This is a genomic window from Intestinimonas butyriciproducens, from assembly GCF_004154955.1.
GTDB lineage: Bacteria > Bacillota > Clostridia > Oscillospirales > Oscillospiraceae > Intestinimonas > Intestinimonas butyriciproducens.
Window position 1 is genome coordinate 759,937 of sequence record NZ_CP011524.1, and the last position, 20,200, is coordinate 780,136.

At 60.5% G+C, this 20,200-nt stretch carries 9 protein-coding genes and 1 pseudogene; all 10 read left to right on the top strand.

Annotation, left to right across the window (positions count from 1 at the left end; all coding sequences use genetic code 11):
* Positions 1-129 precede the first annotated feature (129 nt).
* The 10 genes and pseudogenes from SRB521_RS03870 to SRB521_RS03910 all read left to right on the top strand — a co-directional run bounded on the left by SRB521_RS03870 (position 130) and on the right by SRB521_RS03910 (position 20,171).
* The gene (locus SRB521_RS03870; protein ID WP_116722229.1) at positions 130-483 is read left to right on the top strand and encodes a helix-turn-helix domain-containing protein; all 354 of its coding nucleotides are present in this window, start codon (positions 130-132) and stop codon (positions 481-483) included.
* On the top strand, positions 480-773 hold the full coding sequence (locus tag SRB521_RS03875) for a hypothetical protein (protein WP_087214615.1): 294 nt from the start codon (positions 480-482) through the stop codon (positions 771-773). The genes SRB521_RS03870 and SRB521_RS03875 overlap by 4 nt, the downstream gene beginning before the upstream one ends.
* A 2-nt stretch (positions 774-775) precedes the next feature.
* Complete coding sequence (locus SRB521_RS03880; protein ID WP_242976568.1) at positions 776-2,410, top strand: recombinase family protein; 1,635 nt, start codon at positions 776-778, stop codon at positions 2,408-2,410.
* A gap of 132 nt (positions 2,411-2,542) precedes the next feature.
* Positions 2,543-3,031 (top strand): annotated as a pseudogene (locus tag SRB521_RS16865) (TetR/AcrR family transcriptional regulator); the annotation flags it as partial.
* A gap of 29 nt (positions 3,032-3,060) precedes the next feature.
* Positions 3,061-3,261 carry a hypothetical protein gene (locus SRB521_RS03890; protein WP_242943944.1) on the top strand — a complete coding sequence of 67 codons (201 nt, stop codon included), beginning with the start codon at positions 3,061-3,063 and terminating at the stop codon, positions 3,259-3,261.
* A 170-nt stretch (positions 3,262-3,431) separates the two neighbouring features.
* Positions 3,432-5,825, top strand: coding sequence for a winged helix-turn-helix domain-containing protein (locus SRB521_RS03895; RefSeq protein WP_242976569.1), 2,394 nt, complete (start codon positions 3,432-3,434; stop codon positions 5,823-5,825).
* Between the two features lie 263 nt (positions 5,826-6,088).
* Positions 6,089-6,808, top strand: coding sequence for a TetR/AcrR family transcriptional regulator (locus SRB521_RS03900; RefSeq protein WP_207735857.1), 720 nt, complete (start codon positions 6,089-6,091; stop codon positions 6,806-6,808).
* A gap of 80 nt (positions 6,809-6,888) precedes the next feature.
* Positions 6,889-7,182 (top strand): hypothetical protein, encoded by a 294-nt coding sequence (locus SRB521_RS03905; RefSeq protein WP_129868779.1) that lies wholly within the window; start codon positions 6,889-6,891, stop codon positions 7,180-7,182.
* Positions 7,175-7,636, top strand: a complete 462-nt coding sequence (locus SRB521_RS16020) for a hypothetical protein (RefSeq protein ID WP_165366555.1) — start codon at positions 7,175-7,177, stop codon at positions 7,634-7,636. Before SRB521_RS03905 ends, SRB521_RS16020 begins: the two co-directional genes overlap by 8 nt.
* A gap of 58 nt (positions 7,637-7,694) precedes the next feature.
* Positions 7,695-20,171, top strand: a complete 12,477-nt coding sequence (locus SRB521_RS03910) for an S-layer homology domain-containing protein (RefSeq protein ID WP_165366556.1) — start codon at positions 7,695-7,697, stop codon at positions 20,169-20,171.
* Positions 20,172-20,200 lie beyond the last annotated feature (29 nt).

The window sequence follows — 20,200 nt, forward strand, 5'->3', positions numbered from 1 at the left end:
TGTGCCGCTTCTTTGTTCGGCCTGTGGGCCGGGACGAGGGACAAAACGCATACGGGTAATTACATTTTCGGGTTGCAATTTTCGATAATTCGAGTTATAATGAGATTAACCCAAATAGGAGGTTGTAACATGAAAGAAGTGGGTAAGCGTCTAAAGGCCCTGCGGGATAGTATCGGTTTTTCACAGGTGAAAATGGCGGAGGCGGTTGGCTCTACACAGTCCAGTATCAACCGCTATGAAAACGGACAGTCCACCCCACCCGTTGAACTGTTCCGCCGCTATGCGGATTACTTTGATGTGTCGCTGGACTATATTTTTGCCCGGACGGACAAACCCCAAGGAGTGACATACGAGTTTAAGCCCAAGACCACCCCGGAAAAGGAGGATATGCGCCGTTTCATCGAAATGTGCTTTGACCCGCAGTCACCCATGAATGAGAAGCTGAAAGAAACCCTGTTCCGCATGATGGAGGGCGAGGCATGAAAGAAAAAAGCAACATGCTTGTATTACCCTGTGACTGCAAATGTTGTATGCTCGTCATTGAAAAGACTGGTTGGGAAGATGGCGACATCAGTTATAACATTTCGGTTCAAGATTCCAGATATGATCACAATTACAATACTCTTTGGGGCAGGATTAAGAGGGCTGCCAAAGTTTTATTTGGAAAGCCTATCTATTATAACGACCTCCATCTTGAAGGAGAAGAATCTTTCCATAAACTTGTTAAAGATATGGAGAGTTTGGCAGGGTTTGAATACTTTGAGGGGGAATAACAATGAAAGCTGTTATCTATGCCCGCTATTCCTCCGATAATCAGCGCGAAGAAAGTATCGAGGGCCAAATCCGGGAGTGTACTGCCTTTGCCAAGAAGAACGGTATCACCATTCTGCGCCACTACATAGATCGGGCCTTTTCCGCCAAGACCGACAACCGCCCAGAATTTCAGAACATGATTAAGGACAGCGGCAAGCGCCTGTTCGATATGATTATCGTCTGGAAACTGGACAGGTTTGCCCGCAACCGCTACGACAGCGCCCGCTACAAGGCCGCTCTGAAAAAGAACGGGGTCAAGGTGGTGTCCGCCACCGAGGTCATTTCAGACGGGGCCGAGGGCATCATTCTGGAAAGCGTGTTGGAGGGCTACGCCGAATATTACTCCGCCGACCTGTCCGAAAAGGTAGTCCGGGGCATGACGGAGAACGCCTTGAAATCCAAGTACAACGGCGGCACCCTGCCTATCGGCTATCAGATCGACAGCGACCAGTGTTTCCAGCTTGACCCGCTCACCGCCCCCTTTGTCCGGGAGGCGTTCCAGCGTTACGCCGAGGGGGCCACCATGACGCAGATACGGGACTGGCTCAACGAGCAGGGCGTGAAGAACACACGGGGCCAGAAGATGACCTACAACAGCATTCAGCACCTTTTGAACAACCGCCGCTACATCGGGGAGTACACCTACCGGGACATTGTGGTGCCAGACGGTATTCCCGCCATCGTCCCCCAAGACCTCTTTGACCGGGTGCAGGAGAAGCTGGCGAAGAATAAGAAAGCCCCGGCCCGCCACAAGGCCGAGGACGATTATCTGCTGACGACCAAGCTGTTCTGCGGCTACTGCGGGGCCTATCTCTGCGGCGAGAGCGGCACCAGCCACACGGGGAATGTCCACCATTATTACAAGTGCGTGTCGGTCAAAAAGAAGCGTACCGAGTGCCACAAGAAGTCCGTCCGCAAGGAATGGATAGAGGATTTGGTGGTCAGCGAAACCATGAAGATGGTGATGGACGATACCGCCAGTGAAGCCATTGTGTCCATGCTGATGGATTTGCAGGACAGGGAGAATGTGAACCTGCCCCTGTATGAACAGCAGTTGCGGGAGGCGGACACGGCCATTCAAAACCTGCTGAACGCTATCCAGCAGGGGATTTTAACCAAGTCCACGAAAGGCCGTCTGGAAGAACTGGAAGCCACGAAAGAGGAACTGGAAACCAAAATTGCCTGTGAGAAGCTGGCAAAGCCCAAGGTCAGCGCCGAGTTTATGACCTTTTGGCTCCACCGCTTCCGCAAGTTAGATGTGCGCCAGAAGTCCCACAGGAAGATGTTGATTGATACTTTCGTCAACGCCATTTTCCTGTATGATGACAAGATAGTGATAACCTTCAACTACAAGGACGGGACGGACACCATCACTTTTGATGACCTGAAAGCGGCGCTGGACAAGGAAAATACAGGTTCGGATTTGGATTGCTTAACGGCACCAAGTCGGAGCAAGCGATATAAAGCTTGCTCCGACTTTTTTCAAAAGTCAGAAGAATATCTAAGAACCAAGGTTTTTGAAGAAACGGTGCTGGCAAATATTGAGGTAATTGCGGCTCAAAATCAAGTATCTATGATAAATAGCAAAATCATTTAAAAGTGGAAACAATTTTATGTGCCCACTTTTTTATTACAGTTTTTGCTTTGCGAATGGGAGATACAGCATATTTTGTTTGACAGAGGATGCCGTGCCTGCTATATTTAACGGCGTTATATCGGGGGTGGACCTATGCTCGCCGAGTCGACTTTGACCCGGATCCATCAGGTGGCCAAGGCGGAATTCCTGGAAAAGGATTTCGCGGAGCCCCCCTACGGAACATCGTCAAATCCGTGGGAATGACCACAGGGGCTTTCTATGGCTATTACAAAAGCAAAGAGGAGCTGTTTGAGGCGCTGGTGGGGGAGCCCCATGATTACCTCATTGGGCGCTTCAAGAATGCTCAGCAGGAGTTTGCACAACTGCCCCACGAGCAGCAGCCGGAGGTGATGGGTGATATCTCCGGGCTTTGCATGTTACGATATGTTCCACTATGCCTATGCGCATTTGGAGGAATGTAAGCTGATTCTCTGCTGCTCGGAGGGAACACGGTTTTCGGGCCTGATTGACGAAATGGTGGAGATCGAGGTGGAGAGCACCCACGCCTATCTAGCGGTCCTCAACGAGTTGGGGCGCCCCTCACCCAAAATCGACCCCAAACTGGAACATGTCCTAATCACCCCATCATCTCGGTCACCCTGACGAACACCATGTTCCAGAGTGAAAACGCCATGATCGTGGACGATGCCCTTCAGAGAATCGACGGCGTACTGGATCTGGACCCGCTGAAAGAAACGGACCATCCCCAACACCCCGAGAACGGATCGGTAGAGCTGCAAAATGTCTCATTCAGCTACGACGGAGAAGATGAGGAAATGTTTCTGAAAGATTATAGTGTGGTCGAAATATGATCGATTGGATGGTTAGATATTTTTTAACAGACGTTATTCCAAATGCCCCAAATCTATAGTATACTGTGGGAAAAAGCACCTAATGTGAGAAAAAAGAAGTGAGCATCATGCCTAGAGGAAAAAGGATTAACCCTGCCGCACTATACTTCCCTGACAAGATACAAGAGAAATTGAGTTATCTCAAAGACTATCCGCTGACGGTCATCCACGCGCCGGCCGGCTTTGGCAAAAGCACTGCCCTGCGCCGCTTTTTTGAGCAGAATGTCTCCAAATCCACCCCGGTTCTGTGGCACACCTTCCTGGCCCGGCAGCCCTCCGCCTCCTGGCGCTCCATTTGCGCCCTGATCGGCCAGACCGACCGAAAATGCGCCGACGAGTTGGCCGCCATCGGCCTGCCCAACAGCGACGTGCTACCCGAGTTGGCGGAGGTGCTGGAAAATCTGGAGTGCAGCGAGGAGACCTATCTGGTGCTGGACAGCTTTGAGTTGTCCGGCCTGCCTACCCCGGAAAAGCTGCTGGAGCTCTTCTCCAAGCAGGGGAGCCAGGGACTCCACATCGTCGTCGTCACCCGGGAGCTGGCTGCCAGCGGCCTGCTCTTCAACCACCGCATCTACCGGCTGGAAGCTGTGGATTTTACTTTCTCTGCTGCGGATACGGAGGGCTACTTCCGCCTGGCCGGGCTGGACGTGGCCCGTGGGCAGGCGCTGGCCGTCCACCAGGCAACCGGCGGCTGGGTGCTGGCACTGCACATGCAGATCATGGCTTACTTGAAAAGCGGCGCCTTCTCCAGCGCCGACACCTACCAGCTCATCCAGCAGGTGGTGTGGGACGGGCTCACCGACGCCGCCCGGGAGCTCTTTCTGTCCGTATCCATACTGCCCCACTTCACCCTCTCCCAGGCGGCCAGCCTCACCGGCCAGGATGTGGAGCAGACGGAGCAGCTCATGCTGGAGCAGGCCGCCTTCGTCCACTTCGACGAGGAGACCCACTCCTTTTACCTCCATACGATCTTTGCCGCCTTCCTCCGCAACAAGTTCCAGCTCCTGCCCGAAGCGCGCCGGAAGGCCATTTACTTGGCGGCCGGCGATCTGTCGGCCCAGACCGGCGACCGGACCAACACCCTGCAGTTTTATTACTACTCCGGCGCGTGGGAAAAGCTGCTGGCCCTGCCCCTGACCAGCTACGACCTGGCGGACGTGCTCGACGAGACCACCAAGCCCATGATCGTCGATGTCGTCGAGCATACCCCATACGAAATCAAAGCCAGGTACCCCTTTGCCATGGTGCCGCTGGCCTTTACCCTCTTCTTTCTGCACGAAAACGAAAAGCTGGTGGCCGCCAGCGGCGAGATCGAGCAGATCATCCGGGAAAGCGAGCTGTCCCAGCGCCAGAAGAACAGACTGCTGGGTGAGATGGAGCTGCTGCTCTCCTTCATGGAGTACAACCGCATCGACGCCATGAGCCGGCGCCACCGGCGGGCGCTGGAGCTGCTGCGCGGTCCCGCCGCGCTCATCAACACCAAGAGCACCTGGACCTTCGGCTCCCCCTCCATCCTGTACATGTACTGGCGGGAGACCGGCAAGCTGTCGGAGGAGCTGGAGCAGATGGATGCGTGCATGCCCATCTACTACCAGTTGACCCAGGGGCACGGCACCGGCGCGGAGCACATCATGCGGGCCGAGGCCCAGTTCCTCCACGGCGAGACCGAGGAGGCAGAGGTGCTCTGCCATCGCGCCCTATTCGCCGCCGACACCAGGCACCAAAACAGCATCTATCTGTGCGGCCTGTTCCTGTTGGCCCGGATCGCTCTGCTGCGGGGGGACAAGGCGCTGTTTCAAAACGCCGTCCAATCCATCGCCGAGCGCTCCCGGCAGAATACCGAGGACCTGTGCCGCTACACCCAGGATCTGTGCTTGGGCTATCTCCACACTCTGCTGGGCAACGACCAGGCCGTGGCCCCGTGGCTGGCCGAGGGGGAGATCACCGACCGGCGTCTGGTGGTGATGACCCAGCCCTTCGCCTACATCGTCTATGGCCGCTGCCTGCTGCGGCGGCGGGAATACCGCAAGCTGCTGGGGGCCTGCCAGCACATGGCGGCCCTGTCCTCCATCTTCCCCAATCTGCTCTCCCAGCTCTACGCCAAGCTCTACGTCGCCCAGGCCCTGGATGCGCTTGGGAAACACCCCGAGGCTCAGGCGGCCCTTCAGGAAGCCCTGGACATGGCCCTGCCCGACGGCGTCCTCTTCCCCTTTGCGGAAAATTACGACGGGCTGCGCTCCCTGCTGCCCGGAGTGGTCTCCTCCGCCCAGCGGGACGACCTGCCCCGGATCGAGGCCCTGGCCGGCCAGCTCGACCTCTCGCTGGGCCGCCTTCAGAGCACCCGGCCCGAGCTCTCCCCCCGGGAGCGGGAGGTCTACGAGCTCATCCGGGCGGGCGTCACGGGCAACCGCGAGCTCGCCGAGACCCTCCACGTTTCCGTAGCCACCATCAAAACCCTTCTGGGCCGCATCTACGAAAAAACGGGGGTTTCCTCAAAAACCCATTTGGTACTGTCTGATTTATAGGATCAGCCCCGACTTTTCGAAAAATAGCCGATCGGATGACTGCCATCCCTCAAAAGCAGTGATATGCTTCCTCTGTAAGAGACTGTGGTATCGCACGCGGTCTCTCCCAGAGGAAGCATTCTTTTTTCGTGTGCAGCCGCGCCTCGGCTCCGTTAACGGCCCCCTTGACTCAAAAATCGCTTGCAAAATATTCCTGTGTGCAGTAAAATTGATATAACTTAAAATAAGAATCAGAATTAGAGTCAAAAGCCAGGGGTGAGGTTATGTCAAAGCATGGTTTACAGCACAGGGGGCTGATCCGGCGGGGCAAGATCCTCCGCTCAGCCGTGAAGCTGTTTTTGGAGAAGGGCTATGCGTCCACCACAACGCCGGAGATCATGAAGGCCACAGGAATGTCTGCATCTTCTTTTTTTGCCGCTTTCAAAGACAAAGAGGCACTTCTGTTGACGCTGGTTGGGCAAATGTTTGAAAGCCAGTTCAAGAACGCAGGAAGCCTGCCGTGCGCAGACATTGACCCGCTCATGCTCTATGCGATGGAGACGGCGCTGCAAATGCATATTACGGAGTTATCCGAGCCGCTGCGCGAGCTGTATGTGACCGCCTATACGCTGACCAGCACGGCAGAATATATCCACCAGAACACGGCAAAGAAGTTGTCCGCGATTTTCCACCTATATCAGCCGAACGCCACCGAAAAGGACTTTTATGAGTTGGAGCTCGCCTCCTCCGGCGTTACCCGGAGCTATATGGCCAAGCCCTGCGACATGTATTTTCCCATGGAGCAGAAGCTGCGGCGTTACTTGGGCTGCTGTTTTCGGATCTATGATGTGCCGCGAGAGAAGTATGAGCCGGTCATCGAAGCTGTCCTCCGGACGGATCTGCACACAGAGGCAGAGAAGATCATTGCGGAGACCGTGGCAAAGGCTGAAGCGGGTTTCGAGGCGCTGTTGGAAGAGACGCAGCCGCACCATGGATCGCTCTGAATCCTTTTTGTCATCCGAGCACGAAACCATTGCGTATCCATTTCTTTTCCATCCATCTTCAAGAAAGGAGGAGCACACTTTTGAGTAGCCGCAGCGAAATGCAGCCGCCCACCATCCTGCGCGTCATGCCGCTGGAGGGCTTCCGCTTGCGGCTGGAGCTGGGCAGCGGTAGCGTACTGGATCTGGACATGTCCAACCGTCTGGATACCATCCGCTTCTGCCCGTTGAGGGAGCCGGAGGTCTTTCAGTCGGTCACCACGGACGGCAGAAGGCTGTACTTCGGCAGGGCCCTGGAGATCACGGCGGAGGAGGCCATGAGTCTGGCGATGGTCCCGCCTCCCCGCTATGTGCCGGGAGGTGAGAAGAGTGGCTGAGCCCCGCTACCGCGAGCGCATCCAGATGCTGGTGATGGACCTGGCCGTGGAGGACATCCTCTGCCTGCGCCTGAAGGACCCATCCGGATTCTACCCCACCGTCACCTGCCGGGAAGTCCTCTATTCCCAGCTTTCCCCAGCCGACATCGGACGGACCATTCTCTCCGTTCAGGCGATCCCGCCGGACAAGCTGGGCGTACCGGAGCTGGAGGCCGTGTGCAGGCAGTACCGCCTGGACTCCCTGGACCCGGACGGTCAGCGGCTGATCCATGCTTTGGCCCGATACCGGGTCAAACTGCTGCTTCATTGCATGGACCTGGGGCCGCCCCGTCTGGTGGTGGCCGGCGATGTGGAAGTCCGCCGGAAGCCGTCCGGCGAGTTCCGGTACTGGGAAAACGGCTATACCTATCAAGACGCCTACCTTCGCCACACGGTGTCCCCGGCGGACGGCTAAGACATCGGAAGAGCAAAATTGGAAGAGAACCAACATTCAGAAAGAGGAGGGAAACACCTTGCAAACCAGAACCAAAGTGCTGCCGCGGATCATCAGCCTCGTTTTGAGCGTGGTCCTGCTGACCAACCTCATCACCCCCGCCCTGGCTGTACTCAGGGACGCCCCCACGGCCGAGGGCCTCGTCCTGGTAGACGGAGACGGCAATCAGGTCGCCGTCGATGCCTCCTGGGAGGAGACCTTTCCCTACGGCACCTTTGCCTTCGACGCCAGTCAGTTGGCACTGACCGAGGGCGACGGGGCTCAGACCATCCGGGTCTACCGCTTGGGCGGCACCCGGGGCAAGGCCGAGCTCACCCTGTCCTTCTCCCCCGCGGTCACACAGTTGGATGACGGCACCTACAGCTTTGCCAACGCCGCCGGCATCCTGGACTTTGACATCGAGGTAGAGGATGCCCTGCCCATCGCGGCCTATCAGGCCTTCGGCCAGGACGCCGCGCCTCTGGCCCCAGCTGCGCCGGTAAGCGTATCGGTAGTGGAGGAGGACTCCACGGAAAACACGGTGGATGAAGCCGGAGAGATCGTCTATGGGTACACTGTGCTCCAGGCCGACGTAAAGGCTGACGGCTATCAGTGGCAGGCCCTGAACGCCAATGGCACTTGGGAAAACGTGGGCGACGGCGAGGCCACCCTGGAGATCGACAACGAGGTGCTGGAGCTCAGCGACTTCCGCTGCGTCTACACCGTCGGCGGCGTCTCCTACTGCACCGACTCCCTGGGCGGCGAGCCCTATGTGGCCGAGGAGAACCTGGACCAGGAGATCCCCGACGACGTGGAGCGCAATCCCGCGCAGTCCTTCCACAAGCTGGACATGCAGGACGGCGAGTACGACACCTATGAGTTCTACATGACCTTCGCCGAGGGCGAGTGGGTCAAGGAAATCCGCATCACCCCCATCGACGACGACCGTTCGGAGAATGTGGAGCTGGTGTCCTTCCGGATCGACGCCTGCAAGGGCGGCGAGCTGTACGACACCGCCAACACCCTGCTGGTCAGCATCGAGGACAACGACGAGATCCTGCCCAGCCAGTTCTCCTTCCCCGTCACCGATGTCACCGTGGACAAGGCCGCCGGCTCGGCCCTCCTGACGGTGGAGCGCACCGGCGCGCTGCAGTATGTGACCACGGTGGACTATCACACGGTGGACGGTACTGCGACGGCCGGACAGGACTACGTCCAGACCAGCGGCACACTGTACTTTTCCAGCGACGTGTCCGAGATGACCATCGAGGTACCCCTGATCGACGACGGGGCCGTGGTGGATGAGGCGGACGCCGACTGCTCCTTCACCGTCGTGCTGGAAAATCCCCAGGGCGGCGGCGCGGACAGCTCCATTCTGGACGGCGCCGCCACCGTCCGCCTGTATAATTCCGGTACGTCCCAGGCACCCAATCTGGCCACCATGCTCTACACCCCCGAGGCCGACGACGTGTCCGGCAGCACCGAGACCACCACGGCCTCCATTGTGGGGCGCTCCAGCGGGAGCGTTTCCGCCACGCCTGTAGAGCAGGGCGAGGCCGCCCCGGTGGCCGTCACCTTCGGCGGCGGGGACGGCGATGTCAGCCTGCTGACCCATGATCTCACCGCTGAACTGAAGCTGACCCGCAGCGCCCTGCCCAGCAGCCGCTATTGGGTCAACAACGCCGATCTGGGAGGAATGAGCTCCTACAATGATACCAACAATACCCAGGGTCTGGCCTATCAGGGCTGGGACATGCCCGAACAGCTCCGTTACAACGGCAGCTACTATGGCCGCTACAAAGGCGACGTAGGCGGTGAAAACAGCCAATTTAGCTGCTGGAACACCCAGACCTTTGAAAATTTTGACCAGTTGTTTACCACGGTATACGCCACCTATCAGGGCAAAACGGAAAACAACTACCTGAATCAGTTCCACACCGTGGTCTGGGCCGGCGTCGCCAACAGCAGCAACGTCGCCGGCGGCAGCAACGTCGCTGAGATTTCACGTATCAGCGGGTCCGGCGCCGGTAGCTTTTCCAATGTGAACCGCACCTATACGATCAAGAAAGGCGCCGCGGGCATCTTCTTCTCCTTCGGCATTGAGGACAGAGGATGGGCCGATACCCGCCACGCCGGCTGCCGATCCGATCAGATCGCCCGCGCCGCCCGCCGGACCCTCTCTCAGCCGGTTTCGTATCTGATCCACACCACCGATGACGACGCCATAACGGCAGCGGACCGGGTTTCCCTCTATAATAATATTGCGCCTCAGATTACCGTGCCAGCCGGCCAGGGCGGTGCTACCTCCGACGGAAAGGTCTATGTAGGCACTCAGCTCTCCCTGAGCAAGCCCCTCTATTCCACCTATTCCTATGCCGAGGGGGCTGCGGCTCCGGTATACCTCTCCACCGGCAGCACCACCGTCAACACAGGCGCTGTGGCCGACGATGGCTCCGCCAGCCTTCGAATCATCGGCGGCAGCGGCAACAGCTTTGCCAGCGGCGGCAACCTGAGCACCAGCAGCAGCTACACCGTCAACGCCGTGCTCAACCGTTCGCAGAAAATCAACGTCAACGTGGCCCCCTCCGTGCCCCGTCTGGAGGACGGCCGGACCATCGACCCCGATCAGATCCAGAGCACCCTGACGGCCTTCTGGAAGCGGGCCAATCAGGCCACTGTCACCTGGGCCTCCCCCGAAGCCGTCAACGGTCAGTATACCGGCCGCTTCACCACCCAGACCTCCTTCCTCACCGACAAGATCACCTTCCCCGCCGCCGATTCCAAGGGCAACAGCACCTCGGCGACGAAGCTCGACAATGTAAAATCCATCAACTTCCACCTACCTCACGCCGACCAGATTCTCTTCAACGGCGTGCAGTACAACGGCGACGACGACATTCCCATCTCCGTGGGCATGTTCAGCGCCGAGACCCTGTCCTTTACCTACTACCAGTCCGATTATGTCTCCGTGGAGAGCGACATGACCCTGGTCATCACCCGGGTGGAGCACTACGTGGACATGAATGGCAACGGCATGCTGGACGGTTCTCTGGACAACGTCAACCAGTTCCATACCGAGGCCGTGAACGGCGTGGAGGACGTGCTGGTGCAGACCCTCAGCGCCCAGGACTACACCGCCACTACTTTTACCCCCGTGTTGGATGAGAATGGGAACGCCCGCCAGCAGTTCCTCAAGTTCTACTACAACATGACCCCCCGCTGCCTCACCGTGCCCACCGGGGCCAGCGCGACGGACCGGGCCCAGATCCTGCCCTCCTTCGTCACGTCCGTCACCGACGTATCGGACAAGGCCGCCCTGTCCACCGAGATGCAGGGCTACCGCTTCATCACCAGTGGGAAGTATTCCAAGGACTTCGACATCTACAACAACATCGGCCAGGTCACCGACACCAAAAAGGCCGGGACTTGGTCCGGCGACGGTAAGCTGATGTATCAGGCCGCCGCCAACGCCACCGAGACCGTGGATATCCCCCTGGGCGGCGACTTTGATCCCATCCACCCCACCTACGTCTATTCAGACGGCACGGAGTCCCTCGACCCGCCCAGCAAAACGGGCAAGACCCTGAGCGACGTCACCTTCAAACGTGAAAACTGGAACCCTGAGTACCAGGGCAATATGCTCTACCCCTTCAGCAATCCGGAGCCCATCTTCGTCTCCGACTCCCTGGTGGGTGAGAACCTGCCCGTGGCCAATCTGGTGAGCAAGGCCGGCGAGAACGGAACTGCGTCGGATACATACAGCGCGGATCAGCTCAACGCCTATCTGGGCAGCTTCAACCCCCTGGACACCGTGGCCCTGTGTATCCGTCCCCAGTCCCTGACCACGGATGAGATTCAGGCGCTCTTCCATCCCTCCACCATCTCCACGCTGGACATCATCGAGTCGGGCGAGCACCGCATCGAGGTGGACTCCTCCAACCCGGCGGGCTTCAAGTCCATCCCCGACGCCAGCGGCCTGCGCCGCACCAGCGCGGGCGACGCCGACGTGACGCAGGCCGCCGACAGCGGCAACAGCTCTAACTCCATGTCAGAATTCAACGTGGATCTGGGCATTGAGCTGCCCTCCCTCAGCGTGGGCCTGACCGATTACGTCACTCTCATTACCGACGGCAGCGAGTTCGGCTTCTCCATCGGCATTCCGGTGTTCAAGGCCGAAAAGAGCACCACGGCTTATACGGCCTCGGATAAACGCCTCAATCCCGCCGAACAGACCGCTTACGGCAAATGGGAGCGCAGCGGCCCGATCCAAGAAAATGCAGGTAACCTCTCCAAAATTAAGAACGCCTTTGCCAATCCCGGCGAGTTAATCAAGGGAGAGGAATGGCAGAAGGCCAAAGAGGCCCAGAGGGCCGCTGTCGACAGTGACAAGCTCATCAGGAGCAAGGGCATGGAGTTCTCCGTGGCCTTCAACGTGACCATCATGTTCAAGTACAGCCCCACGGAGAATGCCTACCGCTTTACCTCAGCCATGCTGTTTCTCCAGTTTGGCTTCCAGTTCAAGCAGACCATCCGCCTGACCGTCTGTCCCATCGTCTACGCCTACTTCGTGGTGGGCGCCTCCCTGGAACTGGCGGGCGGCGTCGTCAACGAGCGGGAGGTCGTCGAGGATACCAGCGGCATGCTGGACGTCAATACGGTCCCCGCTACCGTGAACTCCGACGCCAGCGCGTACAACAACGGCAAGCTGGCCTACACAGCCACCAACCTGAGCACCGGCCTGACCTCCGGCTGGAAGACCGCCGACGACGAGGTCGCCTCGGGCAAAAAGGTCCTGGCCGGCTCCAAGGGCGACGCCTTCACCTTCGTCAGCAAGTCCGACGCCGTGAATCTGTATTTTTCCGGCAAGGTCAAGGTCGAGCTGAAGGACGGCAGCACCTGGAACAACCTGGGCTACGTGGCCTCCGACGGCTCCGCCCCGGTGCTGGTCATGTTCGACGAAAAGGTGGATGGCACCGCAAATCAGGAGGTGCGCATCACCGTTCTGGACGAGGACGCCAACTTTGACCGGGTGGTCCCCATCAGCGGAGTCCGCAACGACACCTTCTTCTCCGGCCTGACCGTCTCCCCCTCCGTTTTCCTTGAGGTAGGTGCTGGCATCGGCGTGGAGTGCCTGAAGGTAGAGATATACTTTAAGGCTAGCATCGGCATCTCTATGTCCTTCGCCACCCGCGAAAACAACGCCGCCACCAAGGGCAGCCAGCTCCGGGACCCCTCCTCCTCTTCGCTGTCTCTCATGGGGGCCGAGGCCAATGTGGTCAGCCTGGACGACACTGTCTCCGCCCTGGATGATCCGAAGACAGAGGCTTTCAGCTTCAACAGCTTCAATTTCCGCGCCGGCTTTGGCGTGCGGGTAGTGCTGCTGCTGTTCAACTTTGAGTTGGATGCCATTCAGTTCGGTATTAACTACGACAAGAGTATGGATAAATCGAAGGGCGGCAATCCGGACGACGGCTTCCACGACAACGGCTGGAAATTTGCCTGGTACACCCTCAACGGCGGCCAGACCATCTCCAGCTATGATCTCCGAGAGGTCGACGACAGCGAGGGCTTCCCCGGCATCCGGATCACCCTGCCCTCCAACACCTTTGCCGCCCAGCAGATCTTCGGGCCGGAAAACGCCCAGATGGTGCTCGATGAGATCGACGCTCTGGCCTTCGATCCGGAGAACCTGCCCGGCAAGGAGTTCCAGATATCCGGCTACTCCTCCTCCGGCGACGCCTTCCGCCTGGCGAAGGACCTGGCCACCGGCACCGACTACCAGCTTCTGACCGTGGGGCAGGACAACTACCTGTTGTATACCATCAGCCGCGAGAATCCGGCCAACGCCGTGGACTCCAACATGTTGGTGCTCTCCAAGCTTCAGAACACCGGTGAGACCGTGGGACTGGCCCACCCGGTGACCGGCAGCACGGCGACCAACCAGAACTACCTCCCCGTGGAGGACGACGGCACCGGCGATCTGGACTTTGGGGCCCAGGTCAGCGGAGACACCATCCACGTCTCCTGGGTGACCTACGCCACTCCCACCAGCGCCGACGGCAGCACCTCCACCGGCGGCTCCATGCCCGACTCCACAGTCCACCCCCGCCCCAGCTATGCGGAGGGAGAGAATACCGTCTACATGGATAAGGACAACTATGAGGACGCAGGCTTCCAGCCAACCGGTGAACCTTCCGCACCCGACGAGCCCGACGAGCCTGAGATCACCCAGGTGCCCAACGTCTCCGACTACTACCTGACCGCGGAGGCATACGAGGCTCTGGACGACGAGGCGCAAGCCGCTCAGTATGCACAGGACCAGACGGATACCGGGTATTACCACAACGTGAGTTATGCCAGCTATGCAGCAGCCTTCCTGGCCTATGACGAAGCCGTTCAGGCCCATCAGGCCTCCAAGGGCGAGTGGGACGCCTACCGCGCCCTCAAAGCCGCATATGATACGGATCAGGCGGCCTATGACAAGCAAAACGCCGCCTACACCGCCTGGTACAAGTACTTCAGCAGCGAGAAGCAGTCTGCCGACACCGCCCAAGAGCTGCTGTCCAACTCCGCCCGAAACACGGTGGTCAAGTCCGCCTCCTTCCCCGTGGACAGCGACGGCTTCACAGCCGCCAAGACCCTCTCCGACGGCACCGGGGCCTATCAGTTCCTGCCCGCGGTCAGCCCGGATGGCAGGCTCACCTTCTATGCCCGCACCATCAACTACACCCCGGACGAAAAAGCGGCCTCCACGCAGAAGGCCCAGGACTATTACAGCGCCAGCCGCGGCGGCGTGACCACCGACGCCGACGGCGTCAGCACCGGCGAGGGCGACCCCACCGCCGCCTTCCGTTACGCCTATACCACCTCGATGGACGATGTGTACGGCAAGGCCACCCAGTTCATGTTCAGCTACCGGAAGGACGACGGCTCCGTCGTGACCACCGGCTTCACTCCGGAGGGCTGGGAGAGCGCCGGCACACGGCTGTCCAGCGTCTCCATGGCGGTACAGGATAACGGCGCTTTCTACCTGGCCTACACCGCCACTCAGACCCAGACCGAAGCCGACCCCGATACGGGCCGCTACGGCGACAAGAATGTCCACAAGCTCTACCTGCAAAAGGGCAGCGTGAATACCGACGGCGCAGTCACTCTGGAGACGGCCAAGATGCTCCGACAGCTCGTGGACGTCAACGACATGGGCCTGGGCGACAGCCTCACCAGCGGCCTGAGCACCCTGACCGGCGGCAGCGGCTCCACCGTGGATGGCGTGTACGCCAACCGAGACGGCGTCGGCGCCGTGCAGATCGAAGCCTTCGAGGACCCCTATTTCGGTCCCGTGCGCTTCCTGACCGGCAAGCTGGGCAACCTGACGGGTGAGGAAGAGAGCTTTGGGGAAAGCCTGGCCTTCACTCCCCTGGATGTGGAAAGCAGCCTGTTCCTGCTCTTTGAGATGAACGGCGGGACCTACGTGGTGCCCCAGTCCAGTCTGGAGCGCATCACCACTGACGGCAAAGGCTCCATCATCCCCTTCTTCTCCCCCATCGACGACGACCGCACCAAGGGCGGCGTGTCCATCGGCACCGACGGCGAGGGCAATATCACCGCCGTCTACACCGACACGGTGCCCAACACCACCAACAACGCCATCTATGTCTCCAAGTACTCCTACAATGAGGCCACCGGTACGGGTTCCTTCGGTGAGGGCCGCATGCTGGCCATGAACTACATGCAGGTCTACGAGGACGCCATCGCCAACGGCTGGAGTCCGGAGGAGACCGAGCAGGCCTACTACGGCAAGCTGGAGGGCTATCGGAACGGCGGTATGTCCAGCTTTACCTTCTCCAACCTGGACGTGGCCCTGGGCCTGAAGGCCGGCGCCGTCATCGGCCAGGAGCCGAACGGCGAGGGAGGCACGCAGGACATCACCGCATCCTCCTCCACCCTGGTCATCCTGGCCCAGGGCACCCAGACCGCGCTGGAGGAAAAGAGCTACCTGGGCGGCGATGGCGCCAAGGTCATCCTGCCCAAGTACGACGACAACGGCAGCCTTGTCAGCACCACGGGCTATTACGCCCTATCCTTCGGCGTGGGCGAAAAGAACGTGGGCGAGGGCAGCATCACCTTTGCCGAGCCCAACTTCACCCCCGGAGCCATGCTGCAACCCACCATCACCTTTAAGAATACCGGCGACGTGCCCCTGCGCGGCTCGGCAAGCGACCCCATCACCGTGGAGCTGTGGATTTCCAGCCAGCCGGATGAAAACGGGGATTATGCCGTCGGCGAGCGGCTGGCTCAGTGGATTCTCTCCGATGAGGCGGGCGTGGCCGTGGGCCAGACCGTCACCGCCAGTCTGGACGACTACACCAGCGCCCTGCCCAAAGATCTGGAGGGCCGGAAGTTCTACTTCACCGTCTCCGAAACCGGCAAGAGCGAGGAGCACCCCTTCGGCGTGGAGCACCCCATCGCCTACAGCTCCCTGACCGCTCCTGGCGGTATCACCCGGACCATTGAAGCCCAGCCCGAGCTGGCCGTGGAGGATCTGAGCTTTACCACCGTCGGCGTGGAGGGCGACCAGGTCCGGATCGGCGTCAGCATGAAGGTCACCAACCGCGGCGGCGCGGACTCCGCGGCCCCCTATCTCCAGTTTGCCTATCAGACCGGGCGGACCATGGAGGAGGTCCAAGAGGGCGATACTGACTACCAGAAGGCCGTCTATGCGCCGCTGAATCTCTCCTCCGGCCAGTTTGAGATCTCCGACCAGGCTCCCATTGAAGCTTTCTCCGTCACCGACGACCGGGCCAAGGGCATCCTGCGGCTGGAGGGCGCGGACGGCACCGACCTGAAGAAGGGCAACGCCCGCAAGGTGACCGGCACCTTCCTGGTCTCCAAGGATGCCTACTGCGAGGCCACCGCCACCGGCAGCCTCAATCTTCAGGTCACGGTGATCGACAGCGACGCCAGTATTACTTCCCTGTCCGCCGAGGGCCTGCAGGTCTCCGCCTTCGACAACGAGTACGTCTCCGGCAACAACAGCCGCTTTGAGGAGCTGGAGCCCCTCGCCTTCTTTATCGCACCGGTGAAGATCACTCTGCCCCTGAGCACCACCCTGCGCCTGAGCCTGCCCGTCTCCACCACCAACCGGGAAAATCCCGTCATCTCGGTCAGCGAGCTCAACAGTCAGGCCATGGAGACCACCGAGAAGCATCTGGGCATCCTCTACTACAACATGGGCGCCAGCGGAACCGGCTCCGACGGATTCCTGGTCATCAGCCCCTCCGCCGAGGGCAGCGGTATCATCCGGGTGTCCGATATGGCGACCAGCACCTGGACCGACATCGCCTACACCGTCACCGAGTCGGGTACCGGCGTCAACATCTTCAAGGACAACGACATCTTCACCTGGTACAGCAAGGCCGGCATGGAGCTGGACCCGAACACCGACGCGTCCGGCGCGTGGACCTTCCAGAAGGACGTGATGCACTGGGGTCCCAACACCACCGGCTCTGTGGTGCCCTACCTGGGCGACCTGTCCCGCGCCAACCAGAAGGGACTTTCCTTCTCCTTTACCACCCTGGCGGAGAAGATCAACCTCTACTTTAACGGCACGGTCACGGTCTCCAGCGACTTCCCCGGCTACGCCGCTACCACCTATTCCGCCGCCGGCGGCGAGGGTGAGGGCAGCTTTGCCACCATCATCCTGGGCGCCAACCCTCTCAACGAGGCCCACACCGTCACGGTGACCACCGTTTCGGACACCACGCTCTTCGACCGCATGATCGAGACCTTCTCCAAGAACCAGGATATCCTGCCGGACACCGGTGGAGACGCGCCGCAAATCTACTTCGGCCGTGTCCTGCCTGAGACCGCCTCTCTGGACCCCGCCGGTTATCCCGACGGCTTCCCCCTGACCGTCTATCTGCTGGATGAGAGCGGCCTGGGCCAGAGCAGCTTTGACGGCGGCACCTCCGGGGCGACCACCGGCAACGCGCTCACCCACAGCGAATCCTTCCGGGAATTCACCGTTTATGTCAAGCAAAACGGCACCTTCTCCATCCAGGTCAGTGATACCGCCGGGAACAGCTCCAAACGCACGGTTCGGGCGGACTGGTTCAATACGCCGGTCAGCACGCCCGACGTCCCGGTGGAACTGAGCGTGACCCTGGTCTACCGCGACTCTCAGGGCGTCCCCCTCACCGACATCGGCGACACCACCCAGCTTAAAAAGGATCAGTACGCCTTCGCGCAGGTAGATACCAGCGCGGGCGCGGCGGTGAGCGTCCAGTTCTACCGCGTCACCACCGTCACCACCACAACCGCCTACGAGCTGCGGCAGGAGGAGGGCGGCTGGTACCTGGTGCAGACGCTTACCCGTACCGACGTGGCTGGAAACCCGGTGGAAGAGCCCGTCGTCACCAAGACCGCGGCCTCCGCCGACACCGCGCTGCCCAAGGATACCACCCTCACCGAGACCCAAGGCGTCTGGGTGGATGTGGCGGTCCGGGAGGACGGGCTGTACCCTGTGGAGCAAAACGGCGTCTATAAGGTCGTCAGCACCGGAGCGGACGGCGGCGGCAGCACCCGGCTGTTCGTGATGGACCGGCTGAACAGCGATCTGCCCACCCTCGATCTAACCTATGTCTCCGCCTCGCAGAGCCGGGGCGACGCCATTGGCTACACCGTCTCCAAGGGCAAGACCAGTCAGGCGGGCATTCAGAGCATCCGCGTCAACGGCTGCGACGTCTACACGGCCCCCGGCACCGCCCCCGGCGCCGTCACCGGTTCCTTCCCCATCACCTACGGCGGCACGTACACCTTTGGCGCGCAGGATACGGCGGGCAACGAACAGCGCTCCACCATTCCCGTGCAGATGGCCATCCGCCCGCTGGAGGACGGCTGGCTGACCGTGGATGCCTCCTTTGCCCAGACCCGGGACAACGGCCGCGTCACCGTGGACCCCTCTAAGGTGGTCGGCGGGGTCTACGACCCGGCCCTGTCCAGCGTGGAGCAGAACGCCTATGGCAACGCCTACCAATTTGCCCTGGTGGTGGCCGCCGACAAGTTTGGTCAGGCCGAGCCGGATACGGCGGAGCTGAGCCCCGAGGACGCGGCGGCCGCCAGGGCGGCCTATCACGCCGCCTTCGACACCTATGCCGACGCCCTGACCTGGCAGGACGCCTCCGCGTTCTCCAGCCTGGCCCCGGGGGACTACGTCCTCTATGTCCGGGACAAGGAGGACACCCCTGCCGACTCCGTCCCCGACGATTACCTTATCCGGGCGCTGACCGTGGCGGACGCCGCCGTCTCCTTCACCGCCAGGGCCGCCAACCGGAGCGAGGCCGGCATCCGCACCGTTACCGTCAACGCCTTTGGCGGCAGCGGCCAGTATGAATTCTTCATCATGAAGCGCTCCCACTCCACCGACCTGCTGGACGCCGACGGCATAGCCGCCGCCATCGCCCAGGACGACAGCCTGAACTGGAAGACCAGCGGCACCGGTACCTACATCTACGTCAAACAGGATTACGGCTGGCACCAGGTCGCCGTGCGCGACCTGGAAAACCCGGAAAACCTGTACACGTCCATAGTCCGCCTGCGCCGTCCCAGTTCCCCCGCCGAGGTCGTCCCCACCACCGGGGGACCCTCCCAGGAAGAGCAGGCGGATATCATCCGGCGCAACCAGGAGGAGGACGTCATCCTCACCACCGACGACTGCGTGGTCATTCTCCCGGCCGGCATCCTGACGGAGGGCGACAGCGTCACCGACCTGCTGATCACCCTGCCCGATACCCTGTCCGAGCCCTTGGAGGCCAACGTGGTGCAGTACACCAGCCCGGACGGCGAGACCTCCATCCTGCCCTGGTGCATGCTCTCCGACGGGCGCATGATCTATCTGGCAAACAAGGTGGGGAAATATGAGCTCGTCTACAACGCCAAGTCCTTCACCGACGTGGACGGTCACTGGGCCCTGGAGTTCATCGACTTTGTCACTGCCCGGGAGCTGTTCAACGGTACCGCCGAGGAGCTCTTCTCCGCCGAGATGTCTATGACCCGCGGCATGTTCGTCACAGTGCTGGGCCGGCTGGAGGGCATGGACCCCCAGCGCTACACAGCCCAGAGCTTCGAGGACGTGGCATCCGGCGTCTGGTACGCCCCCTATGTGGAGTGGGCTATCCGGAACGGCGTGATCTCCGGCTACGGCAACGGCAAGTTTGGCCCCAATGATCCCATCACCCGGGAACAGATGGCGGTCATCCTCTACAACTACGCCGGAAGCATCGACCAGAACGTCGGCACGGTGGGCGATCTCTCCGGCTTCTCCGACCAGGAGCAGGTCTCCGGCTGGGCCCGGACACAGATGGCCTGGGCCGTGGGCTGCGGCCTGATCAACGGCAAGTCCGGCGGCGCGCTGGACCCCGCCGGCAGAGCCACCCGCTCGGAGGTCGCCGCCATTCTGGAGCGTTTCGTGGGCTGCGTCCTGACGGGCTATACCGACTCGGACGGCGGTCGGAGCTGATCCCGCGCCGCCCGGCGGCAAAATGCAAT

Coding starts and splice junctions, on each gene's coding strand:
- SRB521_RS03870 (WP_116722229.1), top strand. CDS start 130: ATGAAAGAAGTGGGTAAGCGTCTAAAGGCCCTGCGGGATAGTATCGGT.
- SRB521_RS03875 (WP_087214615.1), top strand. CDS start 480: ATGAAAGAAAAAAGCAACATGCTTGTATTACCCTGTGACTGCAAATGT.
- SRB521_RS03880 (WP_242976568.1), top strand. CDS start 776: ATGAAAGCTGTTATCTATGCCCGCTATTCCTCCGATAATCAGCGCGAA.
- SRB521_RS03890 (WP_242943944.1), top strand. CDS start 3,061: ATGTTCCAGAGTGAAAACGCCATGATCGTGGACGATGCCCTTCAGAGA.
- SRB521_RS03900 (WP_207735857.1), top strand. CDS start 6,089: ATGTCAAAGCATGGTTTACAGCACAGGGGGCTGATCCGGCGGGGCAAG.